The 19,368-nt window shown below is 34.3% G+C and carries 23 protein-coding genes and 1 riboswitch; of the genes, 17 read left to right on the top strand and 6 right to left on the bottom strand.

Annotated elements, in window-relative coordinates:
- Positions 1 to 46 precede the first annotated feature (46 nt).
- Genes AC3WVZ_RS23050 through AC3WVZ_RS23040 form a run of 3 tightly spaced genes read left to right on the top strand, consistent with a single transcriptional unit; the run spans position 47 to position 2,355 of the window.
- Positions 47 to 805: a hypothetical protein gene (locus AC3WVZ_RS23050; RefSeq protein WP_016125892.1), complete on the top strand. Its 759-nt coding sequence runs from the start codon at positions 47 to 49 to the stop codon at positions 803 to 805.
- A 27-nt stretch (positions 806 to 832) separates the two neighbouring features.
- A complete protein-coding gene (locus AC3WVZ_RS23045; RefSeq protein WP_063220432.1) occupies positions 833 to 1,612 on the top strand; it encodes a DUF4261 domain-containing protein in 780 nt (259 codons plus the stop codon).
- Entirely contained in the window at positions 1,597 to 2,355 is a 759-nt protein-coding gene (locus AC3WVZ_RS23040; RefSeq protein WP_233935455.1) for a DUF4262 domain-containing protein, read from the top strand. Before AC3WVZ_RS23045 ends, AC3WVZ_RS23040 begins: the two co-directional genes overlap by 16 nt.
- A 31-nt stretch (positions 2,356 to 2,386) precedes the next feature.
- On the opposite strand, the gene AC3WVZ_RS23035 is transcribed toward AC3WVZ_RS23040, so the two are convergent.
- A complete protein-coding gene (locus AC3WVZ_RS23035) occupies positions 2,387 to 3,289 on the bottom strand; it encodes a diacylglycerol/lipid kinase family protein (RefSeq protein ID WP_000167877.1) in 903 nt (300 codons plus the stop codon).
- An 83-nt stretch (positions 3,290 to 3,372) separates the two neighbouring features.
- A complete protein-coding gene (gene hpt, locus AC3WVZ_RS23030) occupies positions 3,373 to 3,900 on the bottom strand; it encodes a hypoxanthine phosphoribosyltransferase (RefSeq protein WP_001019304.1) in 528 nt (175 codons plus the stop codon).
- Between the two features lie 161 nt (positions 3,901 to 4,061).
- Between hpt and AC3WVZ_RS23025 the strand changes: the two genes are divergently transcribed.
- The 6 genes from AC3WVZ_RS23025 (at position 4,062) to AC3WVZ_RS23000 (ending at position 8,750) form a co-directional block, all read left to right on the top strand.
- Positions 4,062 to 4,277: a hypothetical protein gene (locus AC3WVZ_RS23025; RefSeq protein ID WP_002183996.1), complete on the top strand. Its 216-nt coding sequence runs from the start codon at positions 4,062 to 4,064 to the stop codon at positions 4,275 to 4,277.
- 183 nt (positions 4,278 to 4,460) lie between these two features.
- Positions 4,461 to 4,793 (top strand): hypothetical protein, encoded by a 333-nt coding sequence (locus AC3WVZ_RS23020; protein WP_000415613.1) that lies wholly within the window; start codon positions 4,461 to 4,463, stop codon positions 4,791 to 4,793.
- Positions 4,794 to 4,972: 179 nt separating this feature from the next.
- Entirely contained in the window at positions 4,973 to 5,461 is a 489-nt protein-coding gene (locus AC3WVZ_RS23015; protein WP_000746703.1) for an LPXTG cell wall anchor domain-containing protein, read from the top strand.
- A gap of 89 nt (positions 5,462 to 5,550) precedes the next feature.
- Entirely contained in the window at positions 5,551 to 6,171 is a 621-nt protein-coding gene (srtD, locus tag AC3WVZ_RS23010; RefSeq protein ID WP_000771595.1) for a class D sortase, LPxTATN-specific, read from the top strand.
- A 39-nt stretch (positions 6,172 to 6,210) separates the two neighbouring features.
- Positions 6,211 to 6,900: a response regulator transcription factor gene (locus AC3WVZ_RS23005; RefSeq protein WP_000041856.1), complete on the top strand. Its 690-nt coding sequence runs from the start codon at positions 6,211 to 6,213 to the stop codon at positions 6,898 to 6,900.
- A complete protein-coding gene (locus AC3WVZ_RS23000; protein WP_001225338.1) occupies positions 6,897 to 8,750 on the top strand; it encodes a sensor histidine kinase in 1,854 nt (617 codons plus the stop codon). Before AC3WVZ_RS23005 ends, AC3WVZ_RS23000 begins: the two co-directional genes overlap by 4 nt.
- A 207-nt stretch (positions 8,751 to 8,957) precedes the next feature.
- Here AC3WVZ_RS23000 and thiT read toward each other — a convergent pair whose 3' ends face one another.
- Positions 8,958 to 9,626: an energy-coupled thiamine transporter ThiT gene (gene thiT, locus AC3WVZ_RS22995; protein WP_233935453.1), complete on the bottom strand. Its 669-nt coding sequence runs from the start codon at positions 9,624 to 9,626 to the stop codon at positions 8,958 to 8,960.
- Positions 9,627 to 9,712: 86 nt separating this feature from the next.
- Positions 9,713 to 9,814, bottom strand: a riboswitch (TPP riboswitch).
- A 194-nt stretch (positions 9,815 to 10,008) separates the two neighbouring features.
- On the opposite strand from thiT, the gene AC3WVZ_RS22990 reads away from it, so the two are divergent.
- Genes AC3WVZ_RS22990 through AC3WVZ_RS22980 form a run of 3 tightly spaced genes read left to right on the top strand, consistent with a single transcriptional unit; the run spans position 10,009 to position 12,408 of the window.
- Positions 10,009 to 10,236: a FeoA family protein gene (locus tag AC3WVZ_RS22990; protein WP_000060512.1), complete on the top strand. Its 228-nt coding sequence runs from the start codon at positions 10,009 to 10,011 to the stop codon at positions 10,234 to 10,236.
- A complete protein-coding gene (gene feoB / locus AC3WVZ_RS22985; protein ID WP_001044840.1) occupies positions 10,233 to 12,221 on the top strand; it encodes a ferrous iron transport protein B in 1,989 nt (662 codons plus the stop codon). Before AC3WVZ_RS22990 ends, feoB begins: the two co-directional genes overlap by 4 nt.
- 16 nt (positions 12,222 to 12,237) lie before the next feature.
- Complete coding sequence (locus AC3WVZ_RS22980) at positions 12,238 to 12,408, top strand: FeoB-associated Cys-rich membrane protein (protein ID WP_000989598.1); 171 nt, start codon at positions 12,238 to 12,240, stop codon at positions 12,406 to 12,408.
- A 36-nt stretch (positions 12,409 to 12,444) separates the two neighbouring features.
- On the opposite strand, the gene AC3WVZ_RS22975 is transcribed toward AC3WVZ_RS22980, so the two are convergent.
- Entirely contained in the window at positions 12,445 to 13,023 is a 579-nt protein-coding gene (locus tag AC3WVZ_RS22975; protein ID WP_000737501.1) for a lipoprotein BA_5634 family protein, read from the bottom strand.
- 402 nt (positions 13,024 to 13,425) lie between these two features.
- Here AC3WVZ_RS22975 and AC3WVZ_RS22970 point away from each other — a divergent pair, with 402 nt between their 5' ends.
- The 4 genes from AC3WVZ_RS22970 (at position 13,426) to AC3WVZ_RS22955 (ending at position 15,935) form a co-directional block, all read left to right on the top strand.
- Entirely contained in the window at positions 13,426 to 14,091 is a 666-nt protein-coding gene (locus tag AC3WVZ_RS22970; protein WP_000110281.1) for a PspA/IM30 family protein, read from the top strand.
- Between the two features lie 80 nt (positions 14,092 to 14,171).
- The gene (locus AC3WVZ_RS22965; RefSeq protein ID WP_000220087.1) at positions 14,172 to 14,576 is read left to right on the top strand and encodes a DUF350 domain-containing protein; all 405 of its coding nucleotides are present in this window, start codon (positions 14,172 to 14,174) and stop codon (positions 14,574 to 14,576) included.
- Positions 14,577 to 14,597: 21 nt separating this feature from the next.
- A complete protein-coding gene (locus AC3WVZ_RS22960) occupies positions 14,598 to 15,104 on the top strand; it encodes a DUF4178 domain-containing protein (protein ID WP_000051745.1) in 507 nt (168 codons plus the stop codon).
- A 12-nt stretch (positions 15,105 to 15,116) separates the two neighbouring features.
- Positions 15,117 to 15,935: a DUF4247 domain-containing protein gene (locus tag AC3WVZ_RS22955; RefSeq protein ID WP_000071199.1), complete on the top strand. Its 819-nt coding sequence runs from the start codon at positions 15,117 to 15,119 to the stop codon at positions 15,933 to 15,935.
- A gap of 216 nt (positions 15,936 to 16,151) precedes the next feature.
- Here AC3WVZ_RS22955 and AC3WVZ_RS22950 read toward each other — a convergent pair whose 3' ends face one another.
- Both AC3WVZ_RS22950 and AC3WVZ_RS22945 read right to left on the bottom strand, forming a co-directional pair.
- Positions 16,152 to 17,024, bottom strand: a complete 873-nt coding sequence (locus AC3WVZ_RS22950; protein ID WP_000411246.1) for a YitT family protein — start codon at positions 17,022 to 17,024, stop codon at positions 16,152 to 16,154.
- A gap of 187 nt (positions 17,025 to 17,211) precedes the next feature.
- Positions 17,212 to 18,249 carry a YdcF family protein gene (locus tag AC3WVZ_RS22945; RefSeq protein ID WP_000990094.1) on the bottom strand — a complete coding sequence of 346 codons (1,038 nt, stop codon included), beginning with the start codon at positions 18,247 to 18,249 and terminating at the stop codon, positions 17,212 to 17,214.
- A gap of 673 nt (positions 18,250 to 18,922) precedes the next feature.
- Between AC3WVZ_RS22945 and AC3WVZ_RS22940 the strand changes: the two genes are divergently transcribed.
- Complete coding sequence (locus tag AC3WVZ_RS22940; protein WP_002001299.1) at positions 18,923 to 19,156, top strand: spore germination protein; 234 nt, start codon at positions 18,923 to 18,925, stop codon at positions 19,154 to 19,156.
- Positions 19,157 to 19,368 lie beyond the last annotated feature (212 nt).

Genomic DNA, 19,368 nt, shown 5'->3' with positions numbered 1-19,368 from the left:
ATTAACAAAGATATTTCATAGTTGTATTGCGAAGAGGAGAGAGCAAATGCCGGTTATAAGAGATATACAATTGAGTTTTCTAAAAGTAAAAGAGCATACCAGAAACATAGAGGCATTACAGTTAACATCTACAAGCAACTACGATGAAGACATCTCTTTTGGTAAAGAGACGAGCAGTATTACTTCTTTATATTGTCGACATATGCCAAAGTTAAGAATGGATTATGAGAAAGGGATTTTGATTCATTGTGTGGATGATATTTCATTACTCGATGAGTGGGAGAAGAAATATAGAATTTTCCCTGAATATATGAATGTTTTTGTGGAGTATGAGAGTGTGAAGGGTTTTCCATATTTATCAGATAGAGAGAAAAAAGAATTAGCCCTTCAAATCGTTCATGTTGAAATGAAGCGTTTAGCTGTGAAATATGATTGGGATATAGAAGAGTTAGAAAAAGTGAAGAATAAGATACTAGAATTGAATTATAGAAACGAGTTCGTATATATAAAAAAGAGTAGTCCGAATAAAAAATACGTATGTAGTATAACATGTCAGCATGAAGTGGCTTATGCTGACGTGTACTTAGAAATAAGAGAGTATAGAACGAGGCGGTTAATCAAAAAGGAAAAGCTTATTAGAGAAGAAGATATGTATAAGATGTTTCATCATGTTAGTGAAGTGGCTTGGAAGTTAAATCATAAAGTGCTACTGATGAATGATAAAGGAAAAACTGTATGGATGTTAACCTTTTTAGAGAAAGATATCCCAGCTAATTTAGTTTGGAAGATTGAAAGAATAGATTGAAAATAGATGAGAATTGGAGTGCATATGATGGAGACACAAATCGTTATTGGAGTACCTGGTTTATGGAAAGATAGAACAGAATTAATACAAGAAGTTGTGAGTAAAAGTAACTATATATTAGCGGGAAATGTTATGCACCATAAGGAGAAAGAGATTGGCTTTGAAATTGATATATATGAACAAGACCCTTCTTTGAGAGAGGCTTTCTTCTATGCAGGTGGTGAGCGTTTTGATGAAGAATTGCTTCAGGAGTTGGAGAAGCATACTTATATAGTGTATGTTATTGCCAAAGTTGACGATAAAGAGAGATTACAAGAAGTAATTGATGTAGGAATGGAACTTTTAAATGCAGGGGGACTTGCTTTAAAAGTTGAAACAGCAGGTGTGGCTTATTCGAAAGAAGAATGGCAAGAGCTTGCAGAGAATAAGGAAATATTCCCGATGTATTCGCACCTTGTAACTTTAGTTGGAGATGAAGAGGACGGTTACTATTCATGTGGAATGCAAGCATTTAATCTACCAGACGTTGTTTTAGACGGAGGGATAGATCCGGAAGTAGCTGTAGATTTATTAAATGATTTTAACCTACATAATATATTGGAAAAACCTAATTTGAAAGATGGAGATACAATTAGTTTCACAGAAGATGCTCCAGTGTATCTTTTATCTCATTATATAGATAAGTGTTATGAACAAGAGGATCCATTTTATAATCCGTGTGGGGTATGGAAGTTAGAGAGTGCTTCGGCAAAGAAATCTATCTTTCAAAAATTGGGGAGTGTGCTAAAAGGATGGAAAAATACATAAAAGAACAGAGGAGTATATGTGATAAATATAAAGCGGAGTATGTAGAATCTCCGAATGACTTGAAATTAGGAATAGCGCAAAATGTGAAAGATGGTATCGCTCCGATTAATGGGTTACGAATGCCTATAGAAAACGGAACGACAGGTTGGTACATTTGGGCTGGTGAAGAAATGGGGACAGAAGAAGATTTCTTTCTTCCTTTACACGTTCAACATATTGATGAATGGGCACCTGAAATAAAGAAGTATTTAGGGTTACCACCTGGTTGGAGATTTTTAATTGCTGGAGATTACGAGGACGTGTGGTATGAGCCGAATTTGTTTGATGAAGATTTAGAAGAGGATGCAGATGAATGGGAAGAAAATATGCTACAAGAGTATGGATGGTACATGCATAGCATATTAGCAGAAGATATTGATGGCATCCATGCTAATTATCATACACATGGTCTAAGAGATAACTTTAATCATCAAGATTTACAAATAGCATTAAATATGGATCCTGAAGTCGCGCATAGTGTTTTTTGTACCATAATAGAAGAAATAAAGAGCGGAAAAAAGTTTGAACAAGGGATTGAGTATACGAATATTATTGAAGGATATCCCATTATTATGAAGTCTTTCGTAGAGATGGATCGAGAAGTTTTGAGGGTTTTATTACCTGATGAAAGAGGGATTCTTCCTACGAGGCCAGAGTGTGATGAATGTTATAAGACTCAATTGGATGATATTGAGGAGAGTTGATAAAAACGAGTGCTAGCACTCGTTTTTTTCTTTACACAACCGCAGGATTATAAATCATCGTAAAGTGTCCTGGTAATAATTCAATGTGACAAGGTGTATGAAGCGAACTTTCTCCATCTGTATCTACTTCTTTTTCTTCTTTCGTTTCAATATGAATGGATTTTGCTTTTACGTGGAAGATGTCATTTTCATTTGAATCCTCGAATAGTTTCTTTCCGATGTAATCTTTAAATGCTTGAATACCTGTTGATTTGACTACGAAAATATCAAGTGTTCCGTCATCACATTTTACGTTCGGAATAAAGGATGGAATACCACCAAGATATTCACCATTTCCAACCATGACAAGGACAGCTTCGTCTTCATATACTTGTCCGTCATAAGTAATTTTTACTGGGAATGTTTCAGCATTTTTTACAGTTCGAATTGTGCTTAAATAGTAACCGATTTTACCAAGCTTTGCTTTTTCATCTGCATCGATATTGTTTGATACTTCAGATACGAGACCAATCCCCCAGAAGTTTAAGAAATGTTGTCCATTTGCTTTTGCAACGTCAACTGGTTTTATATGTTCTTCTGTAATAAGTTTTGCCGCTTCTGCAATGTTTTGCGGAACGCCAAGTGTGCGAGAGAAGTCGTTGCAAGTTCCGCCTGGAATGATTGCAAGTGTAGGTCTAGTTTCAAGAGGTGCTAAGCCATTTGTGCATTCAAATACAGTGCCGTCACCACCAAAGACGATAATTAAATCTACTTTACTAGCAAACTCTTGGCAATATTTTGTTGCATCGCCTTGCTCTTTCGTATGAAGGATATGTAAGTCAGGAAAAGCTGCCGCAAGAGGTGGTACGATTTTCGTTAAGTTCGTATGTAAATCACCTTGTCCTGCTTTCGGATTTATGATGAGGAGTACTTTTTCAAATTTTGTCTTTGTCATTTTATTCTCTCCCTTTGTCTTTTACGAATCGTGATAGAAAATAAACTTCCATCAATGATTGATAGAAGTTTATTCTATTTATATTACTCCGTTACAACTGAAGCGATAAATGGTAAGTTACGATATTTTTCAGCACAGTCAATACCGTAGCCAACGATAAATTCGTCTGGAATTTGGAAGCCAACATATTCAGCTTTTAAATCCACTTTACGTCGCTCAGGTTTATCAAGTAACGTACAGAATTTCAATGCTTTCGGTTTATGCATAAAGAAGTGGTCTTTTAGGAAATGAAGTGTTAAACCAGAATCGATAATATCTTCTACAACAATTACGTTTTTCCCAGTAATGTTTACGTCGATATCTTTTAGTAGTTTCACTTTTCCTGTTGTTTCTGTTTGATTTCCGTAGCTAGATGCAGAAATAAAGTCAATTGTTACATCATTTTTGATGTGACGAATTAAATCAGCAGCGAATACGAAAGATCCTTTTAATACAGCGATTACTACGATTTCTTCTCCCTCAAAATCACGTTCGATTTGAAGTGCTAGTTCTTTTACTTTTTCTTGTAATTGTTCTTCAGAAATTAAAGTGTCTTTTATTTCAATATTCATTGTAATCCTCCTACAGTGTAAAACTTATGAACATTTCGACTGTAAAGGATAGAATAGAAAAAGTCAAAGGAGATAGTAATTTTTTACAAAGATAACGACAAAATCATCTGATGATATGATATACTAAGTATATTAAGAAAACGCTTCCATAAAGGGTGAATATGATGAAGAAGAAACAGTACACAAGTGCAACATTTATAAAAGCATTACTTTTAACAATTGTTCTTGGCCTGTTGGCTTACGTAATTGATGTACCTGCGATTCGTATTTCATTAATTGGAATGACTTTAGTGTTAGGAGCAATTTCGCACGGTATGATGTCGCAGCTAAAAGAAGCTGGACTTGATGATATGAGAGATCATATAGATAAAAAGTAAGAAACCTTCATTATATAGAGTGAAGGTTTTTTTGTTTCTTACAAAAATGTAAGGTAGTTGTAAGGCAAATCGATAGTTGCATAATAGCATTTTGGATAAACTATGGGTGTAAGGTAAAAGGCAAGCATATTTTAGGTAAATTAAGTTTTAGGCACTCTATATGTGAAAAAGGAGTAGGAGGGCATGGAGAAACGCTGGACGACCTTTTCTTTTTTAGCGACTAGTAACACCGTAATGCTAGATGGAAAAATGGATTTTTTGCACTTGTTTGATCGTGAAGATGATCATTCTTCTTCTAAATTTACAATGAAATGGAATAAATGGAGCGAGAGTTGTAGGTTTGAAGAAGAGGCCCCTAACGAAGAGCAAAAGATTATTTTAACAAACCCTATTAAAGCGTGGGTTGTTCAACGTCGTAAGTGTAACGTCAAAAATCACTTCAAGAAAACTGAGCCGAGACAATTAGTTATCGCTCCAGCCCGTTCTACTTCCAAATCACGCGAAAGTAACATGTAAATAATTGAGACACACACCCGAAAAAAACATCGTACATATTGCGATGTTTTTTTCTTTTTCTACAATGAAATCTTTAAATGAAATATATTTCATCTGCATCTTATATTTATATCTCTTACTTATTCTAGTAATACATCCGGTGCGAGTTGATGAGAATAAAATATAAGGAGAGAATGAAAATGAAAAAGAGACTATTACCAATTTGTGCAATGGCACTTTTAGCAGTAGGATATTCTTCAGTAGCGAGTGCAGATACTGGAACAGTAACAAAGGAAGAAGCACAAGTGCAACAAGATAAAGCTAAAAAAGAAGAAGCAATTAAGGAACAGCAAAAGAGTGATGAGGAGAAAAAGCAAGCAGCGCAAGTACAAGAAAAAAGTGATATGGCTAAAAAAGAGGAAGCAATAAAAGTTGAGAAAAAAAGTGAAGAAGAGAAAAAGAGAATAGCGCAAGAACAGTTAAAAAACGATATGGCAAAAAAAGAAGCAGCGATAAAAGCCGAGCAAAAGAATGAAGTAGCTAAAAAAGAAGTAGCAAAGCCAGTTGTACAAGGTGAAAAATTACCAAATACAGCATCAAATAATGTAGCAATGATGGGATTAAGTGCATGTCTTGTAGCGGTAGGTACATTATTTGGTTTGAATCGTCGCAATAAGATTAAAGCGTAAATAAAATATTTTCCTATAAAGAATGGGATAATTTCATATATTAAAAATGGTAGGTTACTCCTACCATTTTTGGCATGGAGGAATGAAGAATGAAGTTACTCAATTATATCGGTATCATATTGATGGCTATAGGGCTATTCATGGGATCCTATTATGCTGTGGAATGGTATAAAGGAAGAAGCTCTGCCGGGCAATTAACTGCAGAAGAAATAAAGAGTCTTAAAAATATACAAGATACTCAACTTTCTCGTGAAACACCTGTAACTTCTCAAGTGCCTTCTTCTCAAACAGAACATAAAGAAGGAGAAAAGGTAGCGATGTTAAACATACCAAAAATAAAGAAGAAGTTTTCTATATATTGGGGAGCGGATGATACGACTTTGAAAAAAGGAGTGGGTATGTTCGTTAGTGATTTAACGACAACTCCATCTGGAGGGGGACATACTGTACTAAGTGGACATCGAGATACTGTATTTACAGATTTAGGAGAGTTGAAAGAAAAGGATACCCTTGTTTTAGAGTATGATAATAAAACGTACACATATGAAATTCAAAAGACATGGATTACTCATGCGGATGATCGTACTGTTATTATAAAAAAAGAAGAACCGATATTAACACTGACAACTTGTTACCCATTTAATTATATAGGGAATGCACCAGATAGATATATTATCGAGGCGAAGTTAACTGGCAGTTATTCAAAGTGAAATTATAGTTTCTGAAAGCGGGAGGGGGATATATAAATTATGTCAAAAAATATTTTAATTGTTGAAGATGAAGACATATTACGTGAAATATTAAAAGATTATTTTTTAAGTGAGCAATATGTAGTGTTTGAAGCGAGGGACGGGAAAGAGGCTTTAGTTGTATTTGAAGAAGAAGAGGTTGATTTAGTTATTTTAGATATTATGTTGCCAGAACTCGATGGATGGTCTGTTTGCCGAAGAATTCGAAAGACGTCCGAGGTGCCTATTATTATGCTGACGGCGCGCGTAGATGAAGACGATACGTTACTTGGTTTTGAACTTGGGGCAGATGACTATGTGACGAAGCCGTATAGTCCGCCAATTTTATTAGCAAGAGCGAAAAGGTTATTAGAAAGCAGAAAAGTGACAAAGCAACTTTTAGAGAATGAAGATGATACATTATCAATCCACGGTATTCACGTTCATTTTCCGTCTCGCACTGTTACGGTAGATAGAACCGATATTAATTTAACGCATACAGAATTTGAAATATTAGCGTATTTCATGAAAAATCAAGGAATTGTTTTAACGCGAGAGCAACTCATTTCAAGAATTTGGGGATATGAATTTGCTGGCGATGATCGAACGGTGAATAGCCATATTCGTAATTTAAGAAATAAATTAGGAGAGAAAGCAAAGTATATTACAACTGTAGTACGAACTGGTTATAAATTTGAGGGGAATATATGAGAAAAGGGATTGTTCTAAAATTATTTACTCTTACAACAGCATTATGCATGTTAATTTTAGCGACGATATTTATTGGACAAACGATATTTTTTAAACAATATTATGCGAATCGAAAAGTGGAAGATATTAAAGTGAATTTAAATTCCTTTGAGAAGAACTATTTAAATCATGCAGGAAATGCAGAAGAAATTCAGAAACTAGAGCAAGACTTTTTAAGAGAAAATAATACGTGGATTACGACATTAGATAAGAACGGGAATTTAAAACATGCAGATGATTTTTATTTTGAGGTAACGATAGATCGTAGGCAACAAAAGAGCTTTGGACAACAAATATTTAAAATTCCTTTAGGCAATCTCGTCAATATAGAGGAGATTGATAATAAATTATCGGAGCATTTTTTAGGGCAAGAAATTTATTTTTCTGGAGTGAGAAAAGAAGATAGTTTTATTCCATTCTCTTTTTCTTTATCTAAGCAGAATTTAAGCGGATCTAATAAACCGTTAGAAAAAGCATTTAATGAGAAAATGAGTAAATTAAATGAGGAGAAAAAGAAAGCAGCTGTGGAACAACTTGGTAAGGAAAAGAAGCCGGCTGTTCGGGAGCAAGCTGCTCAAGAACCAGATGTTTACATAGGAGGGCGTGTTACGAAAGTACAGTTTCCAGATGTAAAAGGCCCCGTAAATCCAATTTATAAAAACACTTTATTTTTGGATAGTATAAAAGAATTTCAAACGGATGTGTTACTAAAAGAGAGTAATCAAATAGAGTATTCAACAAAGACAATGGACTACGAAAAGAATGATATAAAATATAAATTATTAATGAAACCAATAAAAGAAAAAGACGGATCGGTAACATATATTTATGCGATGGCTTCTTTACAGCCGGTAGATGAAGCTGTACAAATGGTGCAAGATTATTATATCTATATCATTGCATTTGTAGTCGTTCTTATTTTTTTAGCTTCGTTCTATTACTCAAAACAAATTGCAAAGCCATTATTGAAAATAAATGATACAACAAAGAAAATAGCGCATTTAGACTTCACAGAAAAAATACCGATTACTTCGAAAGATGAAATTGGAGATTTATCGAAAAATATTAATGTGCTATCAAATAAACTCCATTCGCATATTGGACAGTTAGAAGAAGATATTGAAAAGGAAAGAAAGTTAGAAAAGACGCGAAAAGAATTCATTTCTGGTGTTTCACATGAATTAAAAACACCGCTAAGTATTATGAAAAGCTGTATTTCTATTTTAAAAGATGGGGTAGCTGAACATAAAAAAGAGTATTATTTTCAGGCAATGGAGAGAGAAGTAGACAAAATGGATACGTTAATTTTGGATATGCTTGAGTTAGCTAAATTTGAATCTGGTACATATAAAATGAAAAAAGATTCGTTTTATATTGATACAGTAATTGAAGGTATATGTGAACATCTATCTGTGGAAATAGAGAAAAAAGAACTTCATATTCATAAAAATATAAGTTCATTTGAAGTGATTGCAAATCAAGGCCGGATTGAACAAGTCATCGTGAACTTCATTACGAATGCTATACGATATACACCAAATAAAGAGGATATTATTATTTCTACAATAGATGAGAAGAATCGTATAAAAGTGTGCATTGAAAATAAAGGTACTCATATTGAAGAAGAGCAATTAGATAAAATTTGGGATCGTTTTTATCGCGTGGATACAGCTCGTCAGCGTTCACAAGGTGGGACGGGGCTTGGGCTTGCTATTTCAAAGAATATTTTAGAACTACATGATGCTGAATATGGGGCAGAAAATACAGAAGATGGTGTATTATTTTATTTCTATTTACCGAAAAAAGCGTAGACAATATGATCTATGCTTTTTTAATTTATTTTCATATTATCTTTACCTAATCTTTATTTTTAATCAGTATAATTTGTTTAGAATATGAGGTTATGTAAGGAGTCGATGAACCGTGCATAGCAATTGGCTAAGTATAATGGTATTTATTTTCTTTTGCGCATTTATTGTATTTTTAATTGATATTACGATATGAAAAAAGAGCGCTCATTAAGCACCCTTTTTTTGTGTATTCATTTGATAAGCACTGATGCTTTTGAATAATCGTGGTGAAGTGATAAATAAAAATATAAGTAAAACGGTACATAAAATAAAAGAACCAAGCATTGTACTTCCATTTACGATTAATGAATATAACACAGCTGATTGACCTTTCGGCGCATATTGTTCCCAGAAAATAATGCCGGCAATAAAGTGGCAGAAATAGCGAGCAAAGCTACCGATAAATGTAGCAAGGATAATATAAGCAAGGACTTTCTTACCCTGATTTTGTTTTGATGAATGTTTGTCTTTACGGTTACCTAAATTTGATTGTTCTAAGCTATTTTCATTGGATGTTAAAAGTGCTTTTTGAATTGGACGATAGAATAAGCCAGCAAATCCGATAAAAGCAAAGGCAATGAAGTACTCAATGAATGCTTGAACAGGTGTTAAAATATAAGCATCTCCCACGACAATTTGTAATAGTCCCCAAACTAAACCGCCTAAGAAAGCTGATTTAAAGCCCCAGCGGTAAGCAATAATAAAAATAGGAATCATAGCGAATGAGATAGAACCGCCTGTTGGAAGTTTAAGTGATAATGGTAAAATATCGATAATCATGGCGAAGGCTGCAAGAATAGCAGATTCGATCATCGCTTGTAAATTGGTGTTACGCATGTTGTCTCCCCCTAAATCCAAGTTGTACAAAAAAGAATAGATATCATAGGAGGATACGAAATACGTAAATAAAAATGAGGTATGTATTTCGGACGTTTGCACAATCCCTGCGTTAGCATTAACTAACAGGTTCGAAGGGTCGGAACGAAGTGTTCCCTCTCAGCGGCATGGCTCCCCCAGTGATAACGAAATTCTTTATTTGTTATTGTTTATTGTAAGCGAAATGGATGAGAATGGCAAACGAATACAGTATGACAATAATTGAAATAGAATTGTAGCGAAATGTTAATAAATATGAAGCAAAAGGGTATAGTACAAGAGAAATAGGGTGTGGTATAATTTTTTTGAAAATAATTATCATTCTCTTCTGAGGGGGAAGGTTATGAGCTTAGTAGATATTAAAATTGGAGAGAAAGTGTTAGTAAAAAGTATTCAGTCTTTAGATCAGCTATTAAAGCGTAGACTAGCTGCTTTCGGTCTTGCTGAAGGAAGCGAACTTCGCCTGAAACAGAAAGCGATGTTCAAAGGTCCTTGTACATTGGAGTGTCGTGGACAGTTAATTAGTATTCGTCATTGTGACGCGAAAATGATAAAGGTGGAATTAGCGTGAATAAGGTAGCTTTGCTAGGGAATCCGAATACAGGGAAGACATCATTATTTAATGCACTTACTGGTTCTTATGAATACGTAGGAAACTGGAGCGGTGTAACAGTAGAAAAAAAGGTTGGTAAATTAAAAGATAGACAAGGAACATTAATTGATTTACCAGGTGTTTATGATTTAAATCCAGTTTCACGTGATGAAGGTGTTGTAACAAACTTTCTATTAACAGAAGAATTTAATCATATGTTAAATATCGTAGATTCCTCGCAGTTTGAAAGAAATATGCATTTAACGTTGCAGTTACTTGAATTTGGTAAGCCAGTCTCAATTGGTTTAAACATGGTTGATGTGGCGAAGCAAAGAGGAATTGTCATTGATGTAAAACGATTATCAGAGCTATTAGGTGTAACAGTCGTTCCTGTTGTTGCAAGAAGTGGAAAAGGCTGTGAAGAACTGCTTACGACTCTTAAAGAAAATGACAAAAAAGAGAAAAAGCCATTCCTTATTTCATATGGTGTACAAATGGATGAAGGAATTGGAGAAGTAATTGCTCTTTTAGAGACAGCGAATTACGAGCATCCGAGATGGTTAGCACTTCAATTTTTAAGCAATAACGAAGTAGTAGAAAAAGAAATGAAAGCATTACCAATTTATAAGGAACTCATAGCCATTCGATCTCGCTTAGAAGGAAGACTTGATTGTACGTTAGAAGAGCACATTTACAAAACTCGTGAAGCGTATATTGAAAAGTTAAAAACAAATGTTATGAAGCATGAGAAAGAAGGGAAAATTCCTTTTTCAGAAAAAATTGATAGATTAATTACACATAAAATTTTAGGACTTCCAATCTTTTTAGCAGTTATGTTTTTTATTTTTCAGGTTACGTTTACGTGGATTGGTACACCTTTATCGGATATGTTAGATGAGTTTTTTGGTGGCCAGCTTACGGATTGGGTGACGGCTGGACTTACAAGTATTGGAGCTTCTGATTTTATTCAAGCACTAGTTACAGAAGGTATTATTGCCGGTGTTGGTGCTGTATTAGTATTCGTACCACAAATCTTTGCACTATTCTTTTTTATTTCATTATTAGAAGACTCAGGGTATATGGCGCGAATTGCAGTTGTTATGGATAGAATTATGGAGTTTTTCGGCTTAAACGGAAAAGCTTTTATTCCGATGATTATCGGTTTTGGATGTAACGTTCCAGGTATCATGGCTGCGAGAACGATTGAACAGGAAAAAGAACGTTTACTTACCATTTTAGTAACACCATTTATGTCTTGTTCAGCACGATTACCTGTATATGCATTATTTGCGGGCGTATTTTTCCCGCATAGTCAGGCGACTGTTGTATTTTCTTTATATGTTGCAGGGATTGTTCTTGCGTTATTAGTTACAAAAATTATGTCTCTTACAATTTTGAAAGCGGAAAAGTCTATTTTCGTAATTGAATTACCGCCTTACCGTGTGCCACAAGCAAAAACATTATGGCTAAGCACGTGGGAGAAAGGAAAAGGATTTGTTCGTAAAGCTGGTACATTCATCTTTGGTGGTTCGGTTGTCATTTGGTTATTAAACTATGCAGGTCCATCAGGATTTGGCGTTGATATGGGAGACAGTTACTTAGCGATGATTGGTGGATTTATCGCACCACTATTTGCACCGCTCGGCTTCGGAACGTGGCAAGCTGCAGCATCCCTTTTAACAGGATTTTTAGCGAAGGAAGTTGTCGTTTCTACAATGGCAATTATTTATGCAGTTAAAGAAGATGTGCTTGGAAATGTAATGGGAGCACATTATACAGCATTATCAGCTTATGCATTTATGTTCTTTATTTTATTATATGTTCCGTGTTTAGCGACGGTAGCTGTTATTAAACGTGAAACAGGATCAGCGAAGTGGACGATTTTCTCAGTCGTTTATCCACTCGTAGTTGCTTATGTATTAACGCTCATTATATACCAAGTTGGATCCTTACTCGGATTCTAGAAGGAGATGTATTGTGATGATGGTCAATATTATAATTGGAGCTATCATTTTTGGTTATGCAGCATATACGTTAGTTAATTTTGTAAAGAGAAGTAAAAAAGGAAAATGCGCGGCATGTTCTTTAAATAAGTCATGTCAGTCGCAAACTTGTAGCCCGGATATGGAGCAAATTGCTCATAATAAATAGAAAAAAGCTTTGCGAATTTCGCAAAGCTTTTTTGTTTTACTTTTTAATTTTTACAAGTTGAGAAGCTTCTACGCCTTTGTAACCAGGGAATTCTTTACTTGGGTCTTTATCAAATTTTAATACACCTACAGATTTTTCATCACCTTTTACATTGCTGTAAGTTGCGTCATCGACAATCGCATACATATCTGTATATGCACGACCACTTCCGATAATTGTGTTGCCTTCATATTTTAATTTTGCCCCATCAAGTGCAGCATTTTCTACTTTTTCTTTTGCAAATAATACACCTTGTTCTGTTGTTACAGCTGGTAATTTATCAAGTGGTTTCGTGTTGTCTTTTTCATCAACTTTGCTAAGTAACTCTTTTTTCACTAGTTCTTCACCAGTTTTCTTATCCATTACAAGAACTTTTTTACCATCTAATGTTGTCATTTTCATTTTATAGAAGTCTTTTTCTTTCACTTCTTTTTTGTTTTTATCTGTAATTTGCTGAACTTGTTCTTCTGATCCGTACAGTACAAAGCCGTTCGCTTTCTCTCCTAATAAAGAACAACCTGATAATGCTCCAAGTGAAATTGCTGCTGCTAATCCGATTCCTACTAATTTTTTCATGATGATTTCTCCTTTTATATGTTTTATAGTAAATACAATTTTTGTATTAGTGCTTACATGTGAAGAAGCTTGTTTGTTGCTTCTGGTATTAGTGTATAAGAAATATCGGAATGCAACTATCGAGTTAGCTTACAGTAACATTACACTTATGTAATTTAGTGAAATTGCACAAAAGTAAGTTAATTTCAAAGAGGGATAATGAGAATATATTAGAAATACAATATTGTATATAGAATGTCATATTATAATGGATGTATTTTGGAAATAACATGTAAGGACATATTAGTTTTGTTATAATAAACACATAGGCTGTAAAATGAATATTCTTTACTGTAAAGGGAGATTTTTCAGTTTTCCAAGTAGTGAATTTGAAATATGAGGTATATCATAGGAGGAATTTAGATGTCTGTATTTAAACGATTAAGAGATTTAACAATGTCGAATGTGTATTCGTTAATTGAAAAAGCGGAAGATCCAGTTAAGATGACTGATCAATATTTACGCGATATGCAAGCCGATGTACAAGAGGCTGAGAAAAGTGTAGCAGCTCAAATCGCACTTGAGAAGAAATTCAAAATATTATTTGAAGAGCAAGAAGCACTTGTGAAAAAACGTGAAGAGCAGGCTCATATGGCTGTTCAAGCTAATAACTTAGATCTTGCGCGTCGTGCATTAGAAGAAAAACAAAATGCAGAGCAAAAAATGAATGAGTATAAAGCAAGCTACGAGCAAAATAAAGCTGCTGCTGATAACCTGCGCCTAAAGCTAGAAGAAATGCGTAAGCAATTAACAGAGCTGAAAAATAAACGTGAAACACTTGTAGCACGTGTAAATGCTGCGAAAGCACAGAAAAATATTAATCAGGCGATGTCTGGATTTGATTCAAATTCAGCAAAAGCTGGTTTAAGCCGTATGGAAGAGAAAGCCCTTCAATTAGAGGCTGAAGCGGAAGCAAGCGGTGAAGTTTATAAGAAAGAAAAATCATTAGATGATGAATTCGCAAGCTTAAACAAAAATTCTGCTGTTGACGATGAATTAGCTCGTATTATGAAGCAGTATGAGAAATAATATAGAATAAAGACAAATGAACCGACATGTCTAAATATATTCATGTCGGTTTTCTATTATATTTTAGAGGAGGTTTTGCAATGACATGGATGAATGTAGTTGCCATGCTTGTATGGACTGGAGCGAGTGCAGTACTTTTATTTGCAATTATGTGGGTTGATTCAATTTTTACAAAATACAATGATTTAAAAGAAATCAAAAATGGAAATACAGCTGTAACAACTCGTTTTATTATGAAATTATTTGCACAAGGGTACATTTTATCTCAATCGATAACGAAAGCAAATGATTTATGGCAAGCACTTCTTGCATCAGCAGTTTCTTTCGTTATTTTATTAGTGGTAGAAATGTTTATCGAATTCGTATTAAAGAAAATGTCTGGTCTTGATTTAGAAGAAGGTACGAAAGAAGGTAGCGTTGCACATGCGATGTTAGCCGGATCATTACATATTGTTGGTGCACTAATTTTAGGTGCTTGTTTATAAAGAGAAAAGGAGGGGTAGATCATGAGTTTATTTAAACGAATTAAAAATATAATGAAAAGCCCAGAGCCACCGAAGCCGGAAAAGAGTCTTTTAACGTTAGCTCCTGGCGATATGATTGAAGTTTCATTAGTTATGTATGAATTAATTGGGAAAACGAGTATGCATTCGCGTAAGGAAATTGTTTTGACATTGCAAGATGGAAAAGATATTCGTTATTTAAAAATTGAAGACCGAGAAAATACGTATTACAAATTATATACTCCAATTGATGGTCGCTTAGATTCAATTGATGAAATTCCGACGACAATTGAAATGGATGATACCGAGTATCATATGGAAGAACAATATAACGGACGTGTTGTTGTGATGGGAAAAACTCCATTCTCAGCTTCAGAAGAACAGTATATATGGGAATTCCAATCAGATAATCGAAAATTATTGCGTATTGAATGGCAAAATGGTCGCACAATGATGTATGAGGGAGAAGCAATCATTCCTGCTGATGTACAAATTATAAGAGCAACGTAAGGGGGCGTAATCATGTCAAACCGATTGTTTACCATGATTAAATCGTTTGTGATCCCTATACTTGCTATCGTTATATTACTTGTTGTTGCTGGTTATGCCTTATCAGGTTGTCAAGGCGGGCAGACAAAGTCGATTCAAGACCGTTATCCACTTGAATCTGTTGCCAAGGAAGGTAAACAAGAATCTTACGTGTATAGGGCCGCCAATCGGTCAGTTCCTGAAGTCGCAAAGGAACTCATTAATGAAAGAGAACCGCAGCAAGCGTCTAAAGAAGACGAAAATCAAATGTTCCTCGTTTATTCTGATAAGATTTATAACCTGCAAAAGGATAAAGAGAAACCATCTGATACGTTAATTGAAATAAGTAATAAAGAATTTGTCCGTCAAAATTACCAACCGTCCTTCTTGCAAGGATATATTATGGGTAGCATATTAAACGATATATTCGGCTCACGAAAATCATCATACGGTGATTATCGAGGATATAACGATAGACAAAATCATAAACCAGTTATTCCAGAGAGACCACCTACAAAAGAAGAAAAGAAAACCCCACCTCCAATTACGAAGGAAGGGAAAGGGTCTATCATTAAGCGAGGCGATAATGTAGATTCGAAACCATCAGTAGGTGATAAGGGAAGTATTACTGAAAAAGGAAGTAATACGACGCCCCCACCTTCTACTGGAAGCAAGGGTAAAATTACAAAAACACCAGGCGGTTCAAGCGGATCAGATGTGAAGCCAAAATCATCTATTAAAACGCCGCCAAGGAATACATCTCCTCCGAAAACGAGGGTCGGTGGTTCAGGAAAAATTACGAAGAGAAGATAGTGTAGAGACCGAAAAGTGGAATTTGCTTTTTGGTCTTTTTTTGTTATGGGAATTAATTCCTCTCATGTGGTACGATTTAGGCATAAGGGAGGAAGTAAAAATATATCAGCGATTATTGAAATATATCGACTTACCGACAAAAACTGACAACGATAGCAACTTAATAATAAAAAGAGGGTGTGCCAAAATTTTGGCACACCCTCTTTTTCATAACGATTAATGAATATCACGTTTCTTAAAGTTACCGCCTTTTACTTCTGCTACGTCATAAACTGTAATAAAGGCGTGTGGATCGATTTCATTAATAAGTTCTTTCATTTTACTTTCTTCTAAACGGTTAATTACACATGAAATTTCTTTAAACTTCTCTCTTGAATAACCACCGTATACTTCGTTATATGTTGCACTTCGGCCTAAACGATCGCGAATTGTTTCTACCATTAATTCAGGCTCTTTTGTAATAATTTTAAATGCTTTTGAACCACTTAAACCAACTTCAACGATATGAATCACTTTCGAAGCGATAAAGTAAGCAATTGCCGAAAGGATAGCTCCTTGCAGGCCGAATACCGTTGATACGAAAATAAATACGAACATGTTTAAGAATAAAATAAGGTCACTCGTTCCAAATGGTAACTTACGAGAAAGCAATACAGCAAGCATATCGATTCCATCTAATGCCCCACCGTTACGTAATGCTAGTCCCATACCAAAACCGATGATAATACCACCAACAACTGTAACTAATAATGTATCGCCTTCAATAATAGCTGGTATTCCGTGCATGACAACGGTACCTACTGCTAATGAAGCAATTCCGATAATAGAATAAATCGCAAAGCTTTTACCGATTTGCTTATACCCTAACCAAACGAAAGGAATGTTAATAACTGCGATTAGAGCTCCTAATGGCAATCCAAATAATCTTGAACTAACGATACTTAAACCAGTTACACCACCGTCTGATACGTTATTTGGAATTAATACTGCTTCTAATCCGTACGCTGTGATAAATGCCCCAATAATAATCATCAAAGCTTTTGAAGCAATTCTTAGCTTATTGGGCTTGTTTTTGATAATTTTCTCCATGTAATTTCCTCGTTTCAAACTAGTTTCTTATTTGTTACGTAATTCACACCTAAATTTTATTTTAACATTTAATTTGAAAAAATTCTCCTTTAATGGATGTATGCAGGGAATATTATCACCATATTATCTTTAAAATATTTTTGAAATCAGTATAAGAAATCCCATCCTTTCAAAGGATGGGATGCTATTAAGAAAATATAAAACTAAGTACTGATACGAATAAAGCGAAACCTAAAATAGTTCCACATATTTTCATATGGCGCTTGCGTCCCATTACGACAATCGCAACATATTCACGGATCATTGCGTTAGGCCAGTAATAAAATGCAGTTTTTGATCCGATTCCTTGGCTATTAAGACCGGCTTGTCTTGCATATATACCAGCACGGAAAAGGTGGAAATTATTCGTTGTAAAAATACTTTTATATTTACCTTCTGGTTTTAAAGAATCCATAATTTCTTTAGAGAACAGCATATTTTGATATGTGTTTACAGAGCGATTTTCCTGGACTGTATGTTCAAGAGGAATTCCTTTTTCAACAGCGTAACTTTGCATCGCTTCCGCTTCTGGAAGACCTTCATCTGGACCTTGTCCACCAGAAAAAATAATTGTTGGTGGTGTATTAACAGCGGCTTGTTTCCAATAGAAGTCAATCGCTTTATTAATGCGGCTTGCAAGTAAAGGTGGTACTTTATCATTAATTAAGCCGCTACCAAGAACGATGATGAAATCTTGATTACGTCTTGGTCTGTTGAATTGGTATAAAAAATATGCACTTAAGAAGTTAGATAAGTGTATAAAGAAATATATGCTTATAAGAGAAATAGCTGCAAAAATAGGCTCTAAATGCGATGAAACCAAACTTGCTGGATTTATAATAGGGAGTAACATAAAGAATAACATCCCTAAAGCAGCAAGGAGTGTTAAACAGTTAGTGAACCGTCGTCCTTCTCGCTTCATTAAAATTCTAGCATTAAGAAATAGCCCAAACATTAAAGCAACAATACCGAAAGGAAGCATAATGAGAAGTGCTAAAAAAGGTAAAAATATAATGTAGCGTAGGACATCACTATCTGAGTTCAATGATACAATCACACAAAAAAGAAGGAAAAAACAGATAAAGGCATTAAATAAAAAGCCGTTTATTATTTTTCGCGGATCTTTTAAATATGAGATAAGAAAAATAATAAATAATATAAGAGGAATAATTCCGAAATACATCATAAATATAGTACACCTCAACTTGTATAAGAATTTGACATACCTTTTATATTACATGATTTTATAAGTGAAAATGAAAGAAAAAGGATTTTGAATTTTCTCAATAAAATATATAGATACGTATGTTACAATATATTCAAAGCGATATATTAAAAGTAAAATGGTTGAAAAGGCACTCAGTAGAGTGCTTTTTCTTTTTGTATGCAATTGTGCATATTATATTTTTTTTCAAATGAAGAGGATTACAATATAAGTTGTAGACAGACTTTATAAAGCAGAATTTCATACAAACATTTCCCTCTACTTTTTGTATCTAACAATCGTATAACAATAAATAATTCTGTTTTATAGTGTCTGTTTTTGAAAGGTGTCTTTTTTGAAGGCACCTTTTTTTATTAGTATAGATAGTTTACACTGTTAGCATAGTGTAAACTATCTATACTAAACATTAGCAATCTTCCGTATAAATATTATCAATTTACTATATATTCCAGTGGTGTTAACCTACATATGAAAGGCTTTCTTTTTCAAAATATTACCCCTAATAAAATTTTGAAGAAGTCAACTGTCTCCAAACTTGTCTTTATGCTTAAAGAAAAAGCACTCAAATTGAGTGCTTTTTCTTATTGAAACATGCTATTTTTCTAGGCGATTTTCATAAAATAAAAGTAAAGAAATGAAAGTGGGTGACAAAATGCCGGCAGTTGTGGAAGGTGTTATTATTGAAAACTGCAATGGAACAATTAATGTAGGTGACAAATATAACGTACAGCCGATTGAAAAGACGAAGGCTTATAATGGATCGGGATCATCAAATACAGGAATGAAAGTACAAACGTTTAGCGGGATTAGTACAGCTGATGTATGGGATAATGATGCGAATGATCAGGGGATACAGTTTACTTTATAGTACAGTATGTAAAATTGCATAAAATGATGAAGTTGCCCTATGATACAATCTAGCTGTGAGCTGTTAATGATTCTTCTGTAGTATAGTTGTTAGATTAGAAATATAACATCTTATCGAAAATCATACGTATAAAAAAGACACTTCAAATGAAGTGTCTTTTTTTCAGGCTGTGGAGAAAGTCTTCTCCACAGCCTGTTTTTGTGTCTGAACCT

This window comes from Bacillus sp. CPT56D-587-MTF, assembly GCF_058792335.1.
The sequence above is the reverse complement of the archived record's forward strand: the minus strand, read 5'-3'. Positions and strand labels throughout refer to the sequence as shown.

Bases quoted from the DNA above. Each gene is read 5' to 3' on its own strand.
- AC3WVZ_RS23050 (WP_016125892.1), top strand. From the start codon at position 47: ATGCCGGTTATAAGAGATATACAATTGAGTTTTCTAAAAGTAAAAGAG.
- AC3WVZ_RS23045 (WP_063220432.1), top strand. From the start codon at position 833: ATGGAGACACAAATCGTTATTGGAGTACCTGGTTTATGGAAAGATAGA.
- AC3WVZ_RS23040 (WP_233935455.1), top strand. From the start codon at position 1,597: ATGGAAAAATACATAAAAGAACAGAGGAGTATATGTGATAAATATAAA.
- AC3WVZ_RS23035 (WP_000167877.1), bottom strand. From the start codon at position 3,289: ATGACAAAGACAAAATTTGAAAAAGTACTCCTCATCATAAATCCGAAA.
- hpt (WP_001019304.1), bottom strand. From the start codon at position 3,900: ATGAATATTGAAATAAAAGACACTTTAATTTCTGAAGAACAATTACAA.
- AC3WVZ_RS23025 (WP_002183996.1), top strand. From the start codon at position 4,062: ATGATGAAGAAGAAACAGTACACAAGTGCAACATTTATAAAAGCATTA.
- AC3WVZ_RS23020 (WP_000415613.1), top strand. From the start codon at position 4,461: ATGGAGAAACGCTGGACGACCTTTTCTTTTTTAGCGACTAGTAACACC.
- AC3WVZ_RS23015 (WP_000746703.1), top strand. From the start codon at position 4,973: ATGAAAAAGAGACTATTACCAATTTGTGCAATGGCACTTTTAGCAGTA.
- srtD (WP_000771595.1), top strand. From the start codon at position 5,551: ATGAAGTTACTCAATTATATCGGTATCATATTGATGGCTATAGGGCTA.
- AC3WVZ_RS23005 (WP_000041856.1), top strand. From the start codon at position 6,211: ATGTCAAAAAATATTTTAATTGTTGAAGATGAAGACATATTACGTGAA.
- AC3WVZ_RS23000 (WP_001225338.1), top strand. From the start codon at position 6,897: ATGAGAAAAGGGATTGTTCTAAAATTATTTACTCTTACAACAGCATTA.
- thiT (WP_233935453.1), bottom strand. From the start codon at position 9,626: ATGCGTAACACCAATTTACAAGCGATGATCGAATCTGCTATTCTTGCA.
- AC3WVZ_RS22990 (WP_000060512.1), top strand. From the start codon at position 10,009: ATGAGCTTAGTAGATATTAAAATTGGAGAGAAAGTGTTAGTAAAAAGT.
- AC3WVZ_RS22980 (WP_000989598.1), top strand. From the start codon at position 12,238: ATGATGGTCAATATTATAATTGGAGCTATCATTTTTGGTTATGCAGCA.
- AC3WVZ_RS22975 (WP_000737501.1), bottom strand. From the start codon at position 13,023: ATGAAAAAATTAGTAGGAATCGGATTAGCAGCAGCAATTTCACTTGGA.
- AC3WVZ_RS22970 (WP_000110281.1), top strand. From the start codon at position 13,426: ATGTCTGTATTTAAACGATTAAGAGATTTAACAATGTCGAATGTGTAT.
- AC3WVZ_RS22965 (WP_000220087.1), top strand. From the start codon at position 14,172: ATGACATGGATGAATGTAGTTGCCATGCTTGTATGGACTGGAGCGAGT.
- AC3WVZ_RS22960 (WP_000051745.1), top strand. From the start codon at position 14,598: ATGAGTTTATTTAAACGAATTAAAAATATAATGAAAAGCCCAGAGCCA.
- AC3WVZ_RS22955 (WP_000071199.1), top strand. From the start codon at position 15,117: ATGTCAAACCGATTGTTTACCATGATTAAATCGTTTGTGATCCCTATA.
- AC3WVZ_RS22950 (WP_000411246.1), bottom strand. From the start codon at position 17,024: ATGGAGAAAATTATCAAAAACAAGCCCAATAAGCTAAGAATTGCTTCA.
- AC3WVZ_RS22945 (WP_000990094.1), bottom strand. From the start codon at position 18,249: ATGATGTATTTCGGAATTATTCCTCTTATATTATTTATTATTTTTCTT.
- AC3WVZ_RS22940 (WP_002001299.1), top strand. From the start codon at position 18,923: ATGAAAGTGGGTGACAAAATGCCGGCAGTTGTGGAAGGTGTTATTATT.